Source organism: Chryseobacterium sp. CBSDS_008 (genome assembly GCF_049959325.1).
GTDB lineage: Bacteria > Bacteroidota > Bacteroidia > Flavobacteriales > Weeksellaceae > Chryseobacterium.
This window is the reverse complement of record NZ_CP188202.1, coordinates 3,308,640-3,326,623: the sequence shown is the minus strand read 5'-3', so window position 1 is coordinate 3,326,623 and position 17,984 is coordinate 3,308,640. Positions and strand designations below refer to the sequence as shown.

The window sequence follows — 17,984 nt, the reverse complement described above, 5'->3', positions numbered from 1 at the left end:
TTTTAAGGTTAATAATTATTTTATTTCCAGTCTCCTGAAATAACTTTCTGACCTTCCAGTGATTCTACTCCAAGAAGATTGTCATTAGGTTCAAAATTGAATCTATCCTCAGTTATTACCTCGGAAGGAACTTCAAAATCATCTGGGTTCTCAATAGTAAACGGCAGTGCATGAGCGACTTTCAAACCGATACTCTCCGCCTGAAGGATATTTAAAGTAGTAGGAAGTCTGGTGATCCATGCTTTTCCATGTTTTTTTCCTTTTGGCTGCTTCATTTCATCTACAATTGATAAATAAAGGTCATCTCCGATTACAGGAACTTCTCCACCGTTCCAGATTTTTCCTGTAGCCAGATAAAATTGTACAGCAGCTTCAAAACCAGGACGTACTGTAGCAATCACCCTGGCCATACCACTTTGTAAGAATGCTTTGAAAACAGGATCTGTATTTTCTGCTTTATATAAATCTGACCAGTTGTGTTTATTTCCCCAATAATAAGGGTACAGATAATAGGACAGATTTTCCCATTCAAATGCCTGCTCCATGAATTTTACAAAAGCGGAGTATTTGTCAAGATCCTTAGAAAGCTTCGTTTCATAATCGGTAAATGAGCTTCCCTGCGTCAAACCTGACAAGCCATAACCATGAATAGTGCCTGGATCCCTGTCTGCCATATAGGAAATACAGTTTTTTCTGAGAACAGTATTTTCAATCTGTCTGTAGAAATTCGGATTTGAGTCTTTGATGGCAACGGCTTTATTTTCTTCCACAGAAACAGCGTTATTATATTCTGCTAAAGCGACTTCGTAAGCATCAATAATAGCCTTGAACGTCTTAAGCTGCCATTGTTTTTTTGCATCTTCTGTCAGCACACATGAGATAGAAAGTGATGTTTCAAAAGAATAAAATCTGTCTGTAGAAATACTTACTGCCACGTCACCGGTATACCCAATGAAACTTCCGTTTTTGCTGAATCCTGTTGTTGTAGCACCATCAATAACACGTTTATCTGCGATATTAATATTCAATAATGAGCTTACGTATTCTTTTCCGCCTCCACTAATTGAATATTCTGTACTGATATATCCTTCCGGAATTTTCACCACATCCTGTAGCCCTATGGCACTTGTTGCTCCTGCTGTGGTACTCATGTCCGGAGCCTTATCCCTACCATATGCAAAGCCTTTGGTTACCTTAATATTGTTTTGTGGAAAACTTTCCATTTCCACATTATATTTGCTGATCCAGTATTTCAATGTGGCTTCATCGGCAAGTGCACTGAAATCTTTCATTGACATTACGTCAGATGTTCTGGGATCTTCAGGTTTTACAAATTTACTTTTCGCCATTCCCAGCAAATGTAATTTTGCAGGCTCAGGAATCATGAATTCAAATATCATACGTTTCCCATAATCGTAGATCTGATTCTTCATCAGTTTATCTACCCATCTGTAAACGCCTACTACATGTTTATCTCCTTTTTTATTATCAAAACCATGAGAGTTGTTTTCTTCAAATTCTTCAATAATTTTCTCGATTCTTTCTTCATGAACTTTTGTAACGATCCTGTCCATAGCTCTTGATGTAATATCCTGGGCCTGGGTAACAGCCTGTCTGGTACTTTCGTCTCTGGAACTATGACTGGCGTTGCCTAATCCCATACTTGTATTGATGTTTGCATTTCCCATTTTATAACTGGCATTTACTCCAAACTGAGTATTGCTGTCTGATGCTTCCTGCATCATTTTAGCGATCTCATTCTGCATTTCAAAACGGGTAGCCGTAGTAGAGTCTGTAAGCTGCTCTCTTTCAGTATCTGAAGATGTCGTCGTTGTATTTTCACTTCTTCTTAATCTTCTGGTGGATTTCTCACGATATTCTCTGGCCATAATATTCTCAATATGGGCTACTTCACCTTCAACATAGGCATGAGTAGTCTGTTCCACTTTCAAATAGTCTGCAATACCGATTTGTTTAAATCCGAACCCTGATGGAATAAAGTTATTTTCATCCTCAGTATCTACAGGTTCTTCTTCGTCCACCTCAAGTAAAAAGTTATCAGAAAGGCAAGCTCTGGCTTGCAGTTTATTGATATATATATTAGCAGGCTTTCCACTCGTAAACATGATTTTAATACTTATAGACGCATCCTGTATTGTATTAAAATCTAATCCCGGCATACAAAGATCATTAAGGAAAATAATATTTCCGGATCTGGATTTCACATAATAATCGCCATTAATGGTTGCAGAACCATTACCCGGAGTCAGGTCATAAGAGATATTGCTGACCTCCCATGATGAATCCGGAACTGTAAGAGCTATATCAAAGGTAAATCCCTGATGCACATATTTTGGACAAATCTGATAAGTAAAAGGAACCGCCACTGTTTTTGCCACAGGAATAAGGACTCCTGCTATACTGGCGTATCCTTCATTATCCGTACTGGTATTTTCAACAATAATATTATTCGATTTTTCAGCTGCTTCTTTCAATAAAGAATCAATCTCCGAAAAAGTATTTCTTCCTTCCAAAAGACCCGCAAGATCAAAAGAATTCAGTTCTGCAGACCTTTGTTTATATGATTCTGTCTGAAAATCATATCCGAGAATATCAAGCAGTGCATCTAAATTTTCGGGCTTTATTGCTCTTAATAAAAAATCGGCTTCTATTTCGGACCTGAATTGAAAATTAAACTTTGGCAATACCGGTTCAGGAATATCTGGAATTTGCTGACAGGGATCCGCCGGATCATATTTTGCCTCCGGGCTCCTTACCTGACAATATTTCTCTTTATTAGCAGCCATCTCTTTTTTATATTCTTCAAGAATTGAAGCAACTTCATTCTGATAAACTTCTTCTTTTGCCGCATATTCTTTTTGATAGTCTGCTTTATACAGTCTTTCAATGGTAGAGAGGTTTTTCTTTAGTGCTTCATATCTTTTCAGTTTAATCTTTTCAGCAGAGATAAGCTGCTGACTTTTCATTTCTTCTGTTGGAAAAGTTTCTTTGGGGCCTTCAGAAATCATTCTTGAAGCAGTTTGTGATGTAGTAAGAGAACCATTTTCCATCATCAGTTCCTTAGGCAGAATAACTTTTGCATCAAGTGCTGTTTTCATGTCCTCTTTACTGGACACTGTAAGAATATGAAGTGCCAATAGCTGCTGCATGACAACTTCCTTGACATAAAAATCTTTCTGTGTCACTACCTGATAAATCAGATTATTCCATAAACTAATCAGGGGAGGAGCTACAGGCGCACCCTGTGGATCGGTTAATACTGCTTTTTTGGCAAGAACCTCCTCATAAGTACATGTGTTTTTATTTTTTGCCAACCAGGTTCCAAATGTATAGTAAGCCTTATAAGTTCTTTTGAAACCCTCTAAACTATTTGAGCTGTTTGGGTCTGCTGAAATACGTTCCGGATTATTTACATAATTAGCTGCACATGTTTGCAATAATTTTTGTTTTGTGCCGGCTCCATTAACAACCGGAACATAAAAAGCATTATCATTTTTCAGATCCTGAGGAGCAACAATGAATCTCTTATCTTGTTTGGTATCATCAGATAACTCCGGGTTTCTTAGACTTACAAATCTGAAAAGTGTTTGTAATGGGGTATTTTCTACAGGAGCGCCTGTAGTGGTATTTTCCATTTCGTTCATTTTGTGTAATTTTGTGTAGGTTAAAATAGGTTGAGATCTGAAGCTCTTTTTAGTAGATTGTCTTCAGGTTTTAGCCTTATTTTTTTAGGTGGTTTCCGGCAAAAGATATCCACCTGGAATTTTTAAGTCTAGTTTCATATTGTGTTTTTTTCTTGAAGCAAATATCACCCCCAGAAGCGACAGAACTTGACGTATAAAAAAGAATTTCATTTTTCTATTCTAAACCTTGAAGCAAAAACCATTAGTATTCTCAATATTTTAATACATTTGTTTAAAACATATTTCAGATGAATTTCGAGCAGATCAACTTACACCTTGAAGCTTATAAAGAACATGATCAGATTCTGGATGCAGCAAAATATCTGATCCATTCTTTTGATCTTGAACATGAAAATTTTGCAGGGTTCGGATTCAGGGAAGAACTCTCTCCTACTTCAATGCTTCTTACAGCAGAAGGTGAATTGGGTGGACCGCAGACTGTAATGATCCCAAGAAATTTATTTGATTTTGACCTGAACCTTGTTTTGAATATGGTTGCCCACGAAATGCTTCATGTAAGGCAAAAAGCTGCCGGAGAGGTTATTGAAGACAAAAATGAAAGGGAATTTCAGGCGTATTATGAGATGCTTTTTCACAAAATCTTTCCTCAGATTCCTGAAGTTTCAGATTTCCATAAAAAATTCTTCGGAGAAAAAGCTTTGGAGTATTATAAAAGAATGGGCGAAGGTTCAATATTACAACAAAATATGCAGAACAGAAAAAAGAAGTAGAACATTTAATCAACGAATTACCATGACAGTAAAACCAGACATCACCTGGGCAGATTTTGAAAAAATAGACATCAGATGCGGAACAATAATCTCTGTGAATGATTTTGAAAAAGCAAAAAATCCATCGTACCAGCTGGAAATAGATTTTGGAGACTTAGGAATCAGAAAATCGTCAGCCCAAATTACTTCTCTCTACGAAAAAGAAGGGCTTATTGGAAAACAGATTTTAGCCGTAGTGAATTTTCCTAAAAAGCAGATTGCCAATTTCTTAAGTGAATGTCTTGTGTTGGGCTTGTATGGGGAAGACAAAAAAGACGTTACTCTTTTAACGCCCTCATTGCCTACAAAAAACGGAATGCAGGTAGGATAACACCCTATTAAACATATCCCCCCTGGAGAAGTCTCTAAGGGGGCTTTTATGTTAGATATTATTATTTATTGATGAAGGGTCTTTACCCCAAGATTTGTAATCTGACCAAAACTTACGGATACGTTAGGTGTATTTTCGTCAATATATCCTGTACTGTTTCCTGCATCATAAGAAACAGTATAATTTCCTTGTGGAAGCCCGGAAAACATGAAAAAGCCATCAGGATTAGGCATCGCAGTAGAAACTGTATCTGAAGCCATGATGGCATGAACAACTGCCTGAGCTGCCTGAGGCTGCACATATCCTTTTATCTGTCCGTTGGTAAGCTCAGAGAAAGCCCTTATTACCGGTTTTAAAATGTAAGATCCATTCCCTGTTGTAACAATAGATCTTCCGGCATCAAAATCTATCCATACAGTGTATGCTCCATTTGCTGATAACGTTTGGTTCCAGTTAAACTTCAGTCCGCTTTGCTGAGCCGAAGGAGTTTGGAGCGGATGAGTGACACCATTTACAACCACACTGTTATTAGGTCCGAGTACCATTCTCATCTGAGAGATATTACCCTCCGGAAGTACAGCCTGGCCTAGAAGAACATCTGTTCCGTTTTTAAAGTTGAGAAGATTATAAACCCCTGGATTGGGAAAGTTGAGTGCTGTCCAATCTCCGTTACTGTTAATTTCAATCCGCTGGATATCAATATTAACAGCATTATATGCTGCAGGGCCGTCAGTAAGCCTTACATTCACTGTAGCAGTACCATTTTCATTGGAATCATTGCATGATGCCAGAAGAAATAAGCAGATACCGCTCGCCATAATGAATAACTTCTTCATAATTAAAATTTTAGGTATAATAAAAACGTTTTGGATAATTGGTCTATTATGTCATATATTAGATTACAAATAACAAAAAATGATCCAAAATATACCCCTGGAAAGAATTTTATTCCTTGACATTGAGACCGTTCCACAGGCCGGTTCCTGGGACGAATTATCCGAAACAGAGCAATATCTGTGGGATAAAAAAACAAGATTCCAAAGAAAAGAAGATGTTACGGCAGAAGATTTTTATGACAGAGCCGGTATTATGGCCGAATTTGGAAAAATCATCTGTATCACCATAGGAATGATTGAAAAGAATGACACCTTAAAAATAAAAAGTTTTTCGGGACATGATGAAAAGAAAATGCTTCAGGAGTTTGGAGAAATCTTCAACAGCCCAAGGCTTTACAATGTCATTCTCTGTGCGCATAACGGAAAAGAATTTGATTTTCCTTGGATTGCCAGACGATACCTTATCAATGGTATGCAGCCGCCGGCACCGTTTCAGATGTTTGGAAAAAAACCATGGGAAATACCTCACATAGACACTATGGAACTGTGGAAATTCGGGGATTATAAAAGTTTTGTATCATTGGAATTACTGGCCCATGTCTTTGGTATTCCTACTCCGAAAGATGATATTGACGGCTCAATGGTTTCATCAATTTACTACATAGAAAAAGACTTGCAGCGAATTGTTGACTATTGTGAAAAAGATGTCTTAACTTTGGCAAATATTTTCCGGCGCATGCGTCAGGAAGATTTGTTGAAAAGGAATATCAATCTAGATTAAAAAATGAAATTTACAGACGATCAAATTGCTGACATTGGTGAGGAAATCATTGGTGTGTTAAAAACCGTATATGACCCTGAAATTCCGGTAGACATCTACGAATTAGGGCTTATTTACGATGTCCAGATCTCCGATGATGCTGACGTAAAAATTATAATGACCCTTACTACTCCCAACTGTCCTGTAGCAGAAACACTTCCTCAGGAAGTAAAAGATAAAGTGGCTGAAGTAGAGAACGTAAAAAGTGTAGATTTAGAGCTTACTTTCGAACCAAGCTGGAATAAGGATATGATGAGCGAAGAGGCAAAGTTTGAGCTGGGAATGCTTTAAATATTACCCTTGACTAGTCCTGAAATAATGATACAAATTAAAGGATAAAAATAAATAATTAAACCAGAGTAAATTTACTTTTGCTTTGGTTTTTTGTTTTATAAGTTTTCATTTTTAATTTGGACTGTTCATGCATTTGATTTGGTGTTAAATAATGATTTGAAAAATGTGGTCTGAACTCATTATAGATGCTAATGGATTGCTCCACAATTTTTCTTCTCATTGAAGTCTCAATATCATATTTATCAATATCGAATTCCTGTTTTAAAATACCATTTACTCTCTCTGCAATAGCATTTTCATAAGGATCAGAGTTCTGTGTCATACTGCATTTTATCTTATGCTTTATCAATATTTTCTGATACTCATTTGAGCAATATTGCAATCCCCTGTCAGAGTGATGAATCAATGATTCTTTATCAGTTTTATTGTTCTTTAATGCCTTTTTCAATGCCATCAGGCTACTTTCCGTATTGAGATTATCTGCAACATAGTGACCTACAATTTTCTTAGAATAAGCATCAGTTATCAGACTTAAGTAACTCGGTTTTTTCCTGTTTCCAATATAGGTAATATCTGCTACCCACACCTGGTTGGGTTTGTTGATACAGTACTCCAAAATCAGATTTTTATGTTTTCTGAATCTATGATGAGAATTGGTTGTGATATGATAGCTTCTCTTTGATGTGATCAATAAATGATTAGCTCTCAAAATATCAAAGAACTTATCCCTTCCTATTTTCAGAGATCTTAAAGGTTCCCTCAAAATAAAATATAGCTTTCGACCTCCTAATTTTGGCATTTTTATGCGGATATCTTCTACGAGGGTTATTACTTTTAATGCTTTGCTTTGTGAGCGTTTATATCCTCGGATACTTCTGTAATAGACTTGTCTATCCAACCCGAACAATTCGCAGGTAAAAACTATGGTTTCTTTTTCTTCACTGCGGAAGTTGGTGATTGTTCGGGTGATGAGTTTTTTCTGATATCAATATCATATTCTTTCTCAGCAAGATTTATCATCATATCAAAAAATATAGCTTTTTTATCAGCAATGTAAGCCTGTTTCTCTAAAAATGCTTTCTGTTTTTCAAGCACTTTAACTTCTGCCTCTAATTCCATGATACGCTGTTCAGGAGTCTTTTTCATGGTAAATGGTGTTTGGTATTCCCAATCAAAGGTACCATATTTTCTCAACCAACTAACAATTGTTGAGCGTGCTTGTATACCATATTTTTTCCGACTGTCTGTAATTCCTGATTTTCCCGTTTCTATTTCTCTTACAATTTGAAGTTTCAAATTCAAACTGTAATCTTTCTGGGTACGCTTGACATAGCGCGTTTCTAAGTTTTCTTCCATAACGATTGTTTTTTTGTGTATCGCTATTTCAGGACGGGACACCTTAACAATATAAAACCCCGAAAGAATTCTTTCGGGGTTTTTGTTTTTTAAATATCTTTTGCTATTTCTTTTCCTTCTCTCCTGCTCCATTCACTCCATGAGCCTACGTATAAATCAGGAATTGGAAATCCGGCATAGTCCAGCGCTAAAATGGTATGGCATGCAGTAACTCCCGATCCACAGTGAATAATCAGATGCTCAGGTTTGTTTTCTAATAACTGTTTATATTTTTCTTTTAAAATTTCCGGCTCCAGAAAGTTTCCGTTTTCATCAAGATTTTCAGAAAAAGGAACATTGATGGCTCCCGGAATATGCCCTGCTACCAAATCAATAGGCTCAGAATCACCTCTATAGCGATAAGCATCTCTTACATCAATAACCGTAGAAGAATCGTTTTTCAGCTCATTTTCAACAACTTCCAGACTCGAAACAGGAAAACGCCATTGTTCTTTTTTGATTAAAGGAGCTTTATCAAATATTTCTTCTCCGGAAGAAAATCCTAATCCTGCTTTTTCTGCTGCCTGCATCCCTCCGTCAAGAACCTGAACATCTTTAAATCCGAAAGATCTTAACATCCACCACGCTCTTGCCGCTGCATTTGAAGCATTTTTATCATCATAGACAACAATATGAGCATCTTCTGATATTCCAAGATTTGAAAGCGCTTCAGCAAATTTGTCTACAGAAGGAAGCGGATGCCTGCCTCCAAAGGCCGCATTGTCTCCTATCTCAGCCAGATCTTTATCCAGATCTATGAACCGGGCTCCTTTAATATGCTTTTCAAGGTAGTTTTGCTTTACCTCTTTTCCTGTTCTTGCATCAAGGATAACAAGATTTTCTGCTGGAATATTTTTTAGTTCAGATGGGGAAATTATTGGAGACATTCTGTTGATTTTGGGTTTAAGATTAATATATTTTGGCTAAAGCCTAAAACCTATCGTATTGTAATATAGTAAAGCGGGCTTTTAGCCCGCTCCTATTTATTCTACATGGATATTAAAAATGAAAAATATCCTTCGCTTTGTTATAAGAGCTTTCAAAATTCAGTAGATTCAGTTTATGTTCTGCCTTTTCCACACTCATAAAATTGATCACCTGCTCTGTAGGCATATTTCCTACAAGATCATCCTTGGCCATAGGACATCCTCCGATTCCTTTGATAGCACTGTCAAATCTCCGGCAGCCTTTATCGTAAGCTGCTTTTAATTTTGAATAAGAATCTTCATAGCGGTTATGAAAATGTCCTCCGAAGTTAATATCCGGATATTTCGAAGGTATTTTTTCAAATAAAAGAGCAATCGTTTCGGGAGTTGCAACGCCAGTTGTGTCAGACAACAAAATATCTTTTACTCCGATATCGGAAAACCGTTGCGCCCATTGGTCTACATCCTCCCATTTCCACATCTCCCCGTATGGGTTTCCAAAGGCCATAGAGAAATAGATATTGAGCTGCTTCCCTTCACTTTTTACCAGTTCAAGCATTTTAATAATTTCATTAAAAGCTTCTTCCTGGCTTTTATTGGTATTTCTATGCTGAAAGGTCTCGGAGATAGAAAATGGGAACCCCAGAATATCTACCGACTGGTGTTTCAATGCTTTTTCGGCACCTCTGTAATTGCCGATAATGGCTGAAACTTTAGTTCCGGAACGTGATTTGTCAATATTTTCAGCTACTTCATCAGAATCAGCCATCTGCGGAATTGCTTTCGGAGAAACAAAACTCAGACAATCCAATACATCAAAGCCAACATCCATCAAGGAGTTGATATAATCTATTTTTTTATCGGTAGGGATAAATTCTCCCCATCCCTGCATGGCATCTCTAGGACATTCGGTAAGAAACATTGTTACTTTTTGATTTTCTCAAATATAATAAAACTAAACTACTTAGTATACTGTACATGCAAAGCTAACACTATTTTGATTTTCAAAGATTTATATCCCATTTATAATTTCAATATCTGATATTAAGTCGCAAATAACGTATTCTGAGCATCAAATTTGCTAACTTTGTTAAAATTTAAGATATCTGATGAGTACAATAGAATTCAACCCATTGTGGAAAGAAAAATTACTGAACCGTTTTCTTAGTTATGTAAAAATATATTCAACCAGTGATGCAGAGAGTGAAACAACACCGTCTACTGAGCGCCAGTGGGATATTGCCAATTATATTACTGAGGAACTGAAGACTATCGGTCTGGAAAATGTTTCAATAGACAGCAACGGTTATATTATGGGCTATGTTCCTTCTAACCTGGAAAATGATGACAGACCAACCATCGGGTTTATTTCACACTATGATACTTCACCGGATTTCAGCGGTGAGAATGTAAAACCTCAGGTTTGGAAAAATTATGATGGTAATGATCTTCTTTTGAACCAGGCGACAGGATTCACATTATCTCCTTCCAAATTTGAAAGCTTAAAAAAATATATCGGTCAGACATTAATTACAACTGATGGAAATACGCTTCTTGGGGCTGATGATAAAGCGGGATGTGCAGAGATTGTAACGGCTGCGGAATATCTTATTGCCCATCCTGAGATCAAGCATGGAAGAATTGCAATAGGATTTACTCCGGATGAAGAAATCGGAAGAGGAGCTCATCAATTTGATGTCGCTAAATTTGGTGCAGAATGGGCTTATACTATGGACGGCGGAGAAGTTGGAGAGTTGGAATATGAGAACTTTAATGCGGCCGGAGCAGTTGTAAAAATCCACGGACTGAGCGTTCACCCGGGTTATGCGTACGGAAAAATGATCAATGCAGCTCTTTTAGCCGCGGAATTTGCTCAAATGCTTCCGGCTAACGAAACTCCTTCAACCACAAAAGGTTTTGATGGATTCTACCATTTAATGGATATTACAGCTGATATCTCAGAAGCAAAACTCCAGTACATCATCCGTGATCATGATGCAGATAAGTTTGAAGCCAGAAAGAAATTCATGGAGGAAAAAATAGCTGAATTCAATCAAAAACATGGTGAAGGAACTGCTGAGGTGGAAATCAAAGAGCAATACAGAAATATGAAGCAGCAGTTCGAAGGTAAAATGCACATTGTGGATCTTGCAGCAAAAGCAATGACTGAGGCGGGTATAGAACCAAAGATCAAGGCAATCAGAGGGGGTACAGACGGTGCTCAGCTTTCTTATATGGGACTTCCCTGCCCGAATATCTTCGCAGGAGGAATCAACTTCCACGGACCATACGAATATGTAGCTTTGGAAAGTATGGAAAAAGCTACTGAAGTCATTATTAATATTGTAAAAGCTTAATAAATCATGAAAAAGGTCTTAGCATCAGCATTCATTTTCACTTTTATTTTCAGCAGTGCCCAGGTTTCCGAATTTGAACGGGCAGATTCACGCTATGAAAGAAAGAAAACGGCTCTGTATAACAAATATCCTAAGCCTAATGATTTAAGAACCAAGAAAGAATGGCTTTTAACAGAGGATAAAATAACGGCATACAAGACGGCTTTGGACAAAGCTTCTCTTGAGGATCAAAAAATGATCACCGCAGACCCTCCGGTAAAAACAAAAGTGACTAAAGAAGCAGAATATGATAAAGGTAAAGCCACTTTTCAAAAGCTTTTGTATGAAGCTGTAGATCTTGACTTTCTCAACTTTTCTTCGGAAACCTATAAAGCAACCATAAGTTTTGTTGTAGATTCTAAAGGAAATGCTCTTAATCCCAATGTAAAAGGAAATAATGAAGATGTAAATGCTTTCATTGAAGCTGCTTTTTACCGGATTAAAGATAAAGGCAATTGGAAACCGGCAGAAGAAAAAGGGAAACCGGTCTCATCAAATGTTTCTGTTCCTTTAGCATTGACTTTTAAAAAATAACCCTTAATGAATAAAAATTATTCATCATTAAATCGGAAGAGCTTTCTTCCGATTTTTTTATATATCATTCCAAAAACAATCTTGCTCGGGGATTTGGTTATCTACCCTGCAAAAAACTACAAAAATGACATCCTGTCCTCCAAAAACCATATGATATCCCTTTTATTTTTTAACTCTATACCGTTAAAAACAATATATTTTCAACAAAAAAAAACATTTAATATTCAATTCCCATCATATTTAAATTTTTACTGATTTTATGAATGTTTTTTTCTTCCACATTATTACTTTCATCAAAAAAAATTTTCACAATGAAAGTAAAATCTATTTTATTATTAATCACTTTTTTCGTGGCCAACCTTGTGGCGGCATCAGTACCCGGCACTATTACGTATGATGGAAATACCTATAAAGTACCCCTGGGGGGTAATGCCTTTATAACACATCCTACAAGTAATGGTACAGAAAAAATTACAGATTACGGGCTAACGCTGTGGACAAGCTCCCAAACCGTAGTAAGTACTTATTTTAAGGTAAGCAATGGCGGAATGCTGAATATCAAAGTAAGAGCAAAAGTCTTTTTTGACAAAAGCAGTACAATCAAAGTTACGGTCAATGGGGTTTCCCATAAGGTCTTTATGAAAGGAACTTCGTTTAACACCTATTCTGCAGGGAGCTTTAATGTAAGTGCAGGATATGTAAAGGTTGATCTGCAGGGTGTCAGTAAAAACGGACTCTATTTCGGGCGTGTATCTGATCTTCTGATTGATGGGCCTGCAACGTCAGGAAATACCATTTTCTCTAACAATCCGGATTATTATTATTGGGCAAGAAGAGGTCCTTCGTGCCACCTGGCCTACAATATCCCTACGGCTGATAACGTTTCCTACTATTATAATGAAGTAACCGTGCCTTCTGGGCAGGATAAGGTCGGTTCTTATTTTATGGTAGACGGTTTTGGAGAAGGTTATTTTGGAATGCAGGTCAACTCTGCCACAGAAAGAAAGATTTTATTTTCTGTATGGAGCCCATTCGAGACAGACAACCCCAATTCAATCCCTGAAGATAAAAAGATAAAATTAAACTGTAAGGGACAGAATGTCAGCATCGGAGAATTCGGAAACGAAGGATCAGGAGGGCAAAGCTTTCTGAAATTCCCCTGGAAAGCCGGAACTACTTATAAATTTCTATTGAAAGCTAATCCGGACGGTGCAGGTAATACAGATTATACAGCATGGTTCTTTGCTCCAGAAACCGCTGCCTGGCAGTTGATTGCCAGCTGGAAAAGACCTTATACCAATACTTACCTAAAGGGATTTTATAGTTTCGTAGAAAATTTTGAGGTGGAAAACGGCTATCTGGGCAGAAGAGCTGAATTCGGAAACCAATGGGTAAGAACAGCACAGGGAAAATGGATACCGGTTTCAAAAGCAAATTTCACTGTTGATGATACTTACAGCGCTAAACAAAGAGTGGATGCATCCGGCGGAACTGTTAATAATAAATTTTTCTTAAGGAACGGTGGATTCACCAATGAGTATACTCCGGTAAATTCATTACTGAGCGTTACTGCGCCGGCTCAGGCTCCTGATATCAACCTTGCGGCCTTACCGGGCTGCAATGATAACATCGGTACTGTACAACGTTCTGTAGCAGCTCCTGAACCAGCAGACAATATAAAGTTGTTCCCCAACCCCGCTCATAGCGTTATTCAGGTAAAAGGTCTTCAGAACAAGCAGTTTTCATACAGCATTTACAACGTACAGGGCAAAGAGATTAAAAATGGCCATACAAACGGAGAGGAAATACCAATCTCCATCTTATTGGAGGGCACTTATATTCTCAATATATATGGTAATAATGCCATCATAAAAAGTCTGAAATTTATTAAAAACTAATGTACTCTGTGAAAATGGAATAAAGTGTTGTTCTTTACCGGCAGTGATATATACCTTATTTACAAACATTTAAAAGTAAAAAACAATTTGATTTTTATATATTTACAAAACAGATCATTGTAACTATTAACTTTTAACATCAAATTGAATTATGAAAACATTAAAAAAACTTTTGAGAAAAGACTTATCTGTAATCCTGGGCAGCGGAGGAGACGGCTGCCATATGGGCGGTGATTCCTATAATTGCCAGAACGACTGTCAGTGCGCATGGGGGAAAGCCTGTGAAATGTATGAAGACGGAACTCCCGGACAATGCATCGCTGTAGGAGGTGGCGGAAATCCAGGCGGTGGCGGATGTTATCCTCCTTCTATCTGTGAAGAACAGCCTTACTAATAATAAAAACCGGGAGCATTACTGCTCCCGGTTTTATTTTTTCATCAGGAAACAGGTCCTTGTCAATGCAGCCCTGCCATTCATCAAATAAAATTTCATTCCACCCTTCATAGTTGTTGTTTTGCATCAGATTTTTAACAACAATAATTTATGAAGCAGCAATTTTTAGCACTGGGTGCTCTTCTATTATGCATTTTCTGCACTATAGAAACCCAGGCACAGCAGACTCCGGCTTTTCACATTGGGGTAAAGGGAGGGGCCAACTTTACAAAAACCTCAACAGAATCTTCTTCCCTGGAAGGGAAATACGGATTCGGTTATCAGGCAGGGGTAATGACAAGAATGGACATCGGAAAGCTATATCTACAGGGAGAAGCTCTGTTCAGCAAAAAGAAAACATCCTACCAATCCCAAGACGGAAGCTCTTCAAAACTTTCCTGGAACGCTATTGAAATTCCTGTAGTGGTAGGATATAAATTGATTAAAACCGACGATTATAACGTTAGGCTATTTGCCGGAGGTGTCTACAGTTATGCTTTCAGAAATAATCTATCTACATCTCGGGCTCTTCAGGAAGGCTTTAAAAAGTTCGACAAATCCAATATCGGAATTACAGGAGGTATTGGAGTAGATTACAAGAACTTCACCGTAGATCTGAGATATGAAACGGGTCTTTCAGGCATTAGTAAAGAATTTAAGTCAAAACCCCACAGTTTTTCCCTCGGAATAGGTTATTTCCTGTTCTAAAAAACTTAAATTATCTTTACCATTAGAAACTGTTTTCCCTGCAGTTTCTAATTTTTTTTATTAATCTATTTCCATTTCCATGACAAAATCTTTTGTTTTAAAAGAACACATATTTACTTTCATTTTCTGGTTTGTTCTCGCTATCGTATTATGGTGTAATTTTCAGTCCATGACAGAAAAATACCTCGCTATGATTCAGGCTGTTATCATTGTGGGTTCTTCTTTTACATTTACTCATTTTTTAACCAATAAGCTTCTTCCAAAAGCCTTACGGGAAAAAAGAATGAAACGGTTTCTGGTGCAGGCGGTAATGGTTATCTTCATGTTAAGTGTGATCTTTTCTGTTATTTTCACCTACCTTGAAGTCTCTCCGAAATACGAACTTCCACAAGATTTTCTGCACCAGCTGCCTTTTTTGTGGCAGGGCTTTTATATGTCTTTACCCGCCTCATTCCTGATCAATGGAGCGGCATGCGGTATCAAATTCTATAAGGAGCATGGAAGAATAGAGCGCGATCATATCCTTCTTCAGCAGGCTCATCTGGAAAATCAGCTTAAGCTTTTGCAGGACCAGATCAATCCTCATGTAGTTTTCAATATTTTAAATCATATTCATATTCTGATGAAAACGGATACACAGCTGGCAGATTTTCTGCTGATGAAATTCTCAGATATTCTCCGGTATCAGCTGTATCACTGTAATCAATCCATGGTGCCTCTGGACAAAGAGATTGAATATCTACAAAACCTTGTTGAGGTAGAAAAACTGAGGTGGGGAAATGAACTGGACGTCAAAGCAAACTGGGAAATGGATAACAGAAAAAACTTTATCGCACCTCTACTTCTCGTTCCTTTTATAGAAAATGCGTTTAAATATGTCTGCAGGCTTCCGGGTCACAAGGGTTACGTGAAAATATCCTGTAAAGAAAAAGACAACCGCCTCTATTTCTATGTCGAAAATTCTTATTCAGATATAGCGACCTATAAAAAGAAAGACGGAACCGGCGGAATTGGCCTTCAGAATGTAAAAAAACGTTTAAAACTGCAATATCCTGATTCCCACAATTTGAAAATTGAAACAGATCACCACATCTTCAAAATAACTTTAACATTAACATTATCTGACCGTTATGAGCTCTAATATCCCTAAAATGAAATGCCTTATTATTGATGATGAGCCTCTCGCAAGATTCCATCTTAAGGAACTGGCCGGCCAGATTGACTTTTTATCAGTTGAGGGAACCTGTGCTACCGCACTGGAAGCCGACACGAAAGTAAAAGAGGGTGAAATAGATCTTCTTTTCCTGGATATCAATATGCCGTATCTTTCCGGCCTGGAATTCCTGGAACAGCTTGAAAATCCCCCTTTATGCATTCTTACTACAGCTTACTCTGAATATGCACTGGAAGGATTTCGTCTGCAAGTCGTGGATTATCTTTTAAAGCCCATTGCCTTCAACCGGTTTTATCAGGCTGTAAATAAGGCACAGCAACAGTTTATTATCAGCGAAAAACTGAAAAAAAACACTTCCCTGGATGACCCTTTCCTGTATGTAAGGCAGTCTGATACTTTCATTAAGGTTTCATGGGTTGACATTCTGTATATTGAAAGTATGCAGAATTATACCAAACTTCATTTTAAAGATAAATCACTGACGATTCACCAGACTATGAAAGCTATTGAAGAATCGCTTCCTTCAGATCATTTTTTCAGGATCCACAAATCATACCTCATCAATATTACCCATATTGATATGATTTCAGGCGGACGTCTTTTTATCAATAAAATTGAACTTCCCATATCCCGTACCCGGAAAGAAGAACTGCTCAATCAGGTTGTATATAAGAAATTGATAAGTAAGTAGCCGGAAGCCGGAAGTTATTAAGTTCAATAAAATCGAGTATATTCGATCAATATTTTAAAAATTTAAACTTCCGGCTTCCGGTTTTCATTTTTTATGGCAGGTTCCAGCGTAGAGATACTGCTGCATAAAAGGTACTGGCAAATTTTGGATCTGCTACTTTTTTTTCTCTGAAAATACTTTTGATCTTACGGTCATTTTCGTTAAAGCTTCTCAATATTGCGGTTCCTCCTGTGAGGCGTAAGGTAAGTCTGTCATTAATTTTTAGTTCCGGTCTGAGTCCTGCGGTGATCTGCTGATAGCCCAACAGCATAGACTTTCCGTCTATATTTCTTTCTACGGTCATGCCGCTGAGGTTGACAACAGCTTTTAAAGCAAATTTGTCTGAAAACAGATACCCGGCTTCCATTCCTTCCGGGAAATTGATATTGAATTTGATTTTTCCGTGCGTTTTCCAATCAAAATAAATCCAGGGCAGAATCATCGGGACGCCAAAGGCTGTGGTAAGTACAGGTCCTCCACCCAATGAAAGATTAGGATTAAAATGCCTGATAAATAAAATTCCTCCCTGCCCCAGCACATCATCAAAATCAATCTTTTCAAGGTCTGTATACAGTCCTACAGACGCGGTCATCATCATACTCCACTTTTTGCCCAAAGGTCTCATATGCTGTATTCCCACCTGTGCATTCAGCATTTGGTTGGGAAATAGAGAAGTTTCGTAATTTTTGTGAGTCATCTTTGCATAGGATCCGCTGAGCAGCATAGACCATGATTTTACTTTCCCATCACTATCTTTTTTTACGGATAAAGGAATGCTGAGATTCAGATCTATTCTTTTAAAATCACTTTTAGAATTCGTCTTTGTACTGTCTTCCGGACGGATATAGCTGGAAGCCGGAATATATTCGGTTTTAAGCTCTGCGGATAGCCCGGATTGGGCATTTACCCAGTATCCTAATTGCCATATACAGCATAAAGCTGTCGAAAGGGTTCTTTTCATATTTTAAATTTTATGCAAAGAGAACCCTTTGACTATTTTTTACAAAAATTACTTGATTAAGTGCCCGGATTGTA

Annotated in this window: 18 protein-coding genes and 1 pseudogene; 11 read left to right on the top strand and 8 right to left on the bottom strand. The window is 37.5% G+C overall.

Going from position 1 to position 17,984, the window contains the following annotated elements; genetic code table 11:
- Window positions 1-20 precede the first annotated feature (20 nt).
- On the bottom strand, window positions 21-3,665 hold the full coding sequence (locus ACP3T3_RS15105) for a hypothetical protein (RefSeq protein WP_426476647.1): 3,645 nt from the start codon (window positions 3,663-3,665) through the stop codon (window positions 21-23).
- Window positions 3,666-3,952: 287 nt separating this feature from the next.
- Here ACP3T3_RS15105 and ACP3T3_RS15100 point away from each other — a divergent pair.
- Both ACP3T3_RS15100 and ACP3T3_RS15095 read left to right on the top strand, forming a co-directional pair.
- Window positions 3,953-4,461: pseudogene (locus ACP3T3_RS15100) on the top strand (hypothetical protein).
- Window positions 4,458-4,805, top strand: a complete 348-nt coding sequence (locus ACP3T3_RS15095; protein WP_426476646.1) for a tRNA-binding protein — start codon at window positions 4,458-4,460, stop codon at window positions 4,803-4,805. Before ACP3T3_RS15100 ends, ACP3T3_RS15095 begins: the two are co-directional and overlap by 4 nt.
- Window positions 4,806-4,870: 65 nt before the next feature.
- Here the strand turns inward: ACP3T3_RS15095 and ACP3T3_RS15090 are convergent, their stop codons facing one another.
- Window positions 4,871-5,641 (bottom strand): DUF4382 domain-containing protein, encoded by a 771-nt coding sequence (locus tag ACP3T3_RS15090; RefSeq protein WP_426476645.1) that lies wholly within the window; start codon window positions 5,639-5,641, stop codon window positions 4,871-4,873.
- 79 nt (window positions 5,642-5,720) lie between these two features.
- Between ACP3T3_RS15090 and ACP3T3_RS15085 the strand changes: the two genes are divergently transcribed.
- Window positions 5,721-6,422 carry a 3'-5' exonuclease gene (locus ACP3T3_RS15085; RefSeq protein ID WP_426476644.1) on the top strand — a complete coding sequence of 234 codons (702 nt, stop codon included), beginning with the start codon at window positions 5,721-5,723 and terminating at the stop codon, window positions 6,420-6,422.
- 3 nt (window positions 6,423-6,425) lie between these two features.
- Window positions 6,426-6,752: an SUF system Fe-S cluster assembly protein gene (locus ACP3T3_RS15080; RefSeq protein WP_034691980.1), complete on the top strand. Its 327-nt coding sequence runs from the start codon at window positions 6,426-6,428 to the stop codon at window positions 6,750-6,752.
- A gap of 58 nt (window positions 6,753-6,810) precedes the next feature.
- On the opposite strand, the gene ACP3T3_RS15075 is transcribed toward ACP3T3_RS15080, so the two are convergent.
- The 4 genes from ACP3T3_RS15075 to ACP3T3_RS15060 form a co-directional block, all read right to left on the bottom strand.
- A complete protein-coding gene (locus tag ACP3T3_RS15075) occupies window positions 6,811-7,653 on the bottom strand; it encodes an IS3 family transposase (protein ID WP_426476643.1) in 843 nt (280 codons plus the stop codon).
- Between the two features lie 23 nt (window positions 7,654-7,676).
- Window positions 7,677-8,111, bottom strand: a complete 435-nt coding sequence (locus ACP3T3_RS15070) for a transposase (protein ID WP_426476642.1) — start codon at window positions 8,109-8,111, stop codon at window positions 7,677-7,679.
- Window positions 8,112-8,200: 89 nt separating this feature from the next.
- On the bottom strand, window positions 8,201-9,037 hold the full coding sequence (locus ACP3T3_RS15065; protein ID WP_426476641.1) for a sulfurtransferase: 837 nt from the start codon (window positions 9,035-9,037) through the stop codon (window positions 8,201-8,203).
- A gap of 112 nt (window positions 9,038-9,149) precedes the next feature.
- Complete coding sequence (locus tag ACP3T3_RS15060; RefSeq protein WP_426476640.1) at window positions 9,150-9,998, bottom strand: hydroxymethylglutaryl-CoA lyase; 849 nt, start codon at window positions 9,996-9,998, stop codon at window positions 9,150-9,152.
- Window positions 9,999-10,185: 187 nt separating this feature from the next.
- On the opposite strand from ACP3T3_RS15060, the gene pepT reads away from it, so the two are divergent.
- From pepT to ACP3T3_RS15040, 4 genes are all read left to right on the top strand, one after another.
- Window positions 10,186-11,433, top strand: coding sequence for a peptidase T (gene pepT / locus ACP3T3_RS15055; RefSeq protein WP_426476639.1), 1,248 nt, complete (start codon window positions 10,186-10,188; stop codon window positions 11,431-11,433).
- A 6-nt stretch (window positions 11,434-11,439) separates the two neighbouring features.
- Window positions 11,440-12,006, top strand: coding sequence for a hypothetical protein (locus tag ACP3T3_RS15050; RefSeq protein ID WP_426476638.1), 567 nt, complete (start codon window positions 11,440-11,442; stop codon window positions 12,004-12,006).
- Between the two features lie 311 nt (window positions 12,007-12,317).
- The gene (locus ACP3T3_RS15045) at window positions 12,318-13,904 is read left to right on the top strand and encodes a DUF3472 domain-containing protein (RefSeq protein ID WP_426476637.1); all 1,587 of its coding nucleotides are present in this window, start codon (window positions 12,318-12,320) and stop codon (window positions 13,902-13,904) included.
- 151 nt (window positions 13,905-14,055) lie between these two features.
- Window positions 14,056-14,298, top strand: coding sequence for a hypothetical protein (locus tag ACP3T3_RS15040; protein ID WP_426476636.1), 243 nt, complete (start codon window positions 14,056-14,058; stop codon window positions 14,296-14,298).
- Here the strand turns inward: ACP3T3_RS15040 and ACP3T3_RS15035 are convergent.
- Complete coding sequence (locus ACP3T3_RS15035) at window positions 14,273-14,425, bottom strand: hypothetical protein (RefSeq protein WP_426476635.1); 153 nt, start codon at window positions 14,423-14,425, stop codon at window positions 14,273-14,275. The genes ACP3T3_RS15040 and ACP3T3_RS15035 overlap by 26 nt on opposite strands.
- 23 nt (window positions 14,426-14,448) lie before the next feature.
- Here ACP3T3_RS15035 and ACP3T3_RS15030 point away from each other — a divergent pair, with 23 nt between their 5' ends.
- From ACP3T3_RS15030 to ACP3T3_RS15020, 3 genes are all read left to right on the top strand, one after another.
- Window positions 14,449-15,045, top strand: a complete 597-nt coding sequence (locus ACP3T3_RS15030; protein WP_426476634.1) for a porin family protein — start codon at window positions 14,449-14,451, stop codon at window positions 15,043-15,045.
- Window positions 15,046-15,214: 169 nt separating this feature from the next.
- Window positions 15,215-16,186 carry a sensor histidine kinase gene (locus ACP3T3_RS15025; RefSeq protein ID WP_426476633.1) on the top strand — a complete coding sequence of 324 codons (972 nt, stop codon included), beginning with the start codon at window positions 15,215-15,217 and terminating at the stop codon, window positions 16,184-16,186.
- The gene (locus tag ACP3T3_RS15020) at window positions 16,176-16,910 is read left to right on the top strand and encodes a LytR/AlgR family response regulator transcription factor (protein WP_426476632.1); all 735 of its coding nucleotides are present in this window, start codon (window positions 16,176-16,178) and stop codon (window positions 16,908-16,910) included. Before ACP3T3_RS15025 ends, ACP3T3_RS15020 begins: the two co-directional genes overlap by 11 nt.
- A 91-nt stretch (window positions 16,911-17,001) precedes the next feature.
- On the opposite strand, the gene ACP3T3_RS15015 is transcribed toward ACP3T3_RS15020, so the two are convergent.
- Window positions 17,002-17,910 (bottom strand): DUF6268 family outer membrane beta-barrel protein, encoded by a 909-nt coding sequence (locus ACP3T3_RS15015; protein WP_426476631.1) that lies wholly within the window; start codon window positions 17,908-17,910, stop codon window positions 17,002-17,004.
- Window positions 17,911-17,984 lie beyond the last annotated feature (74 nt).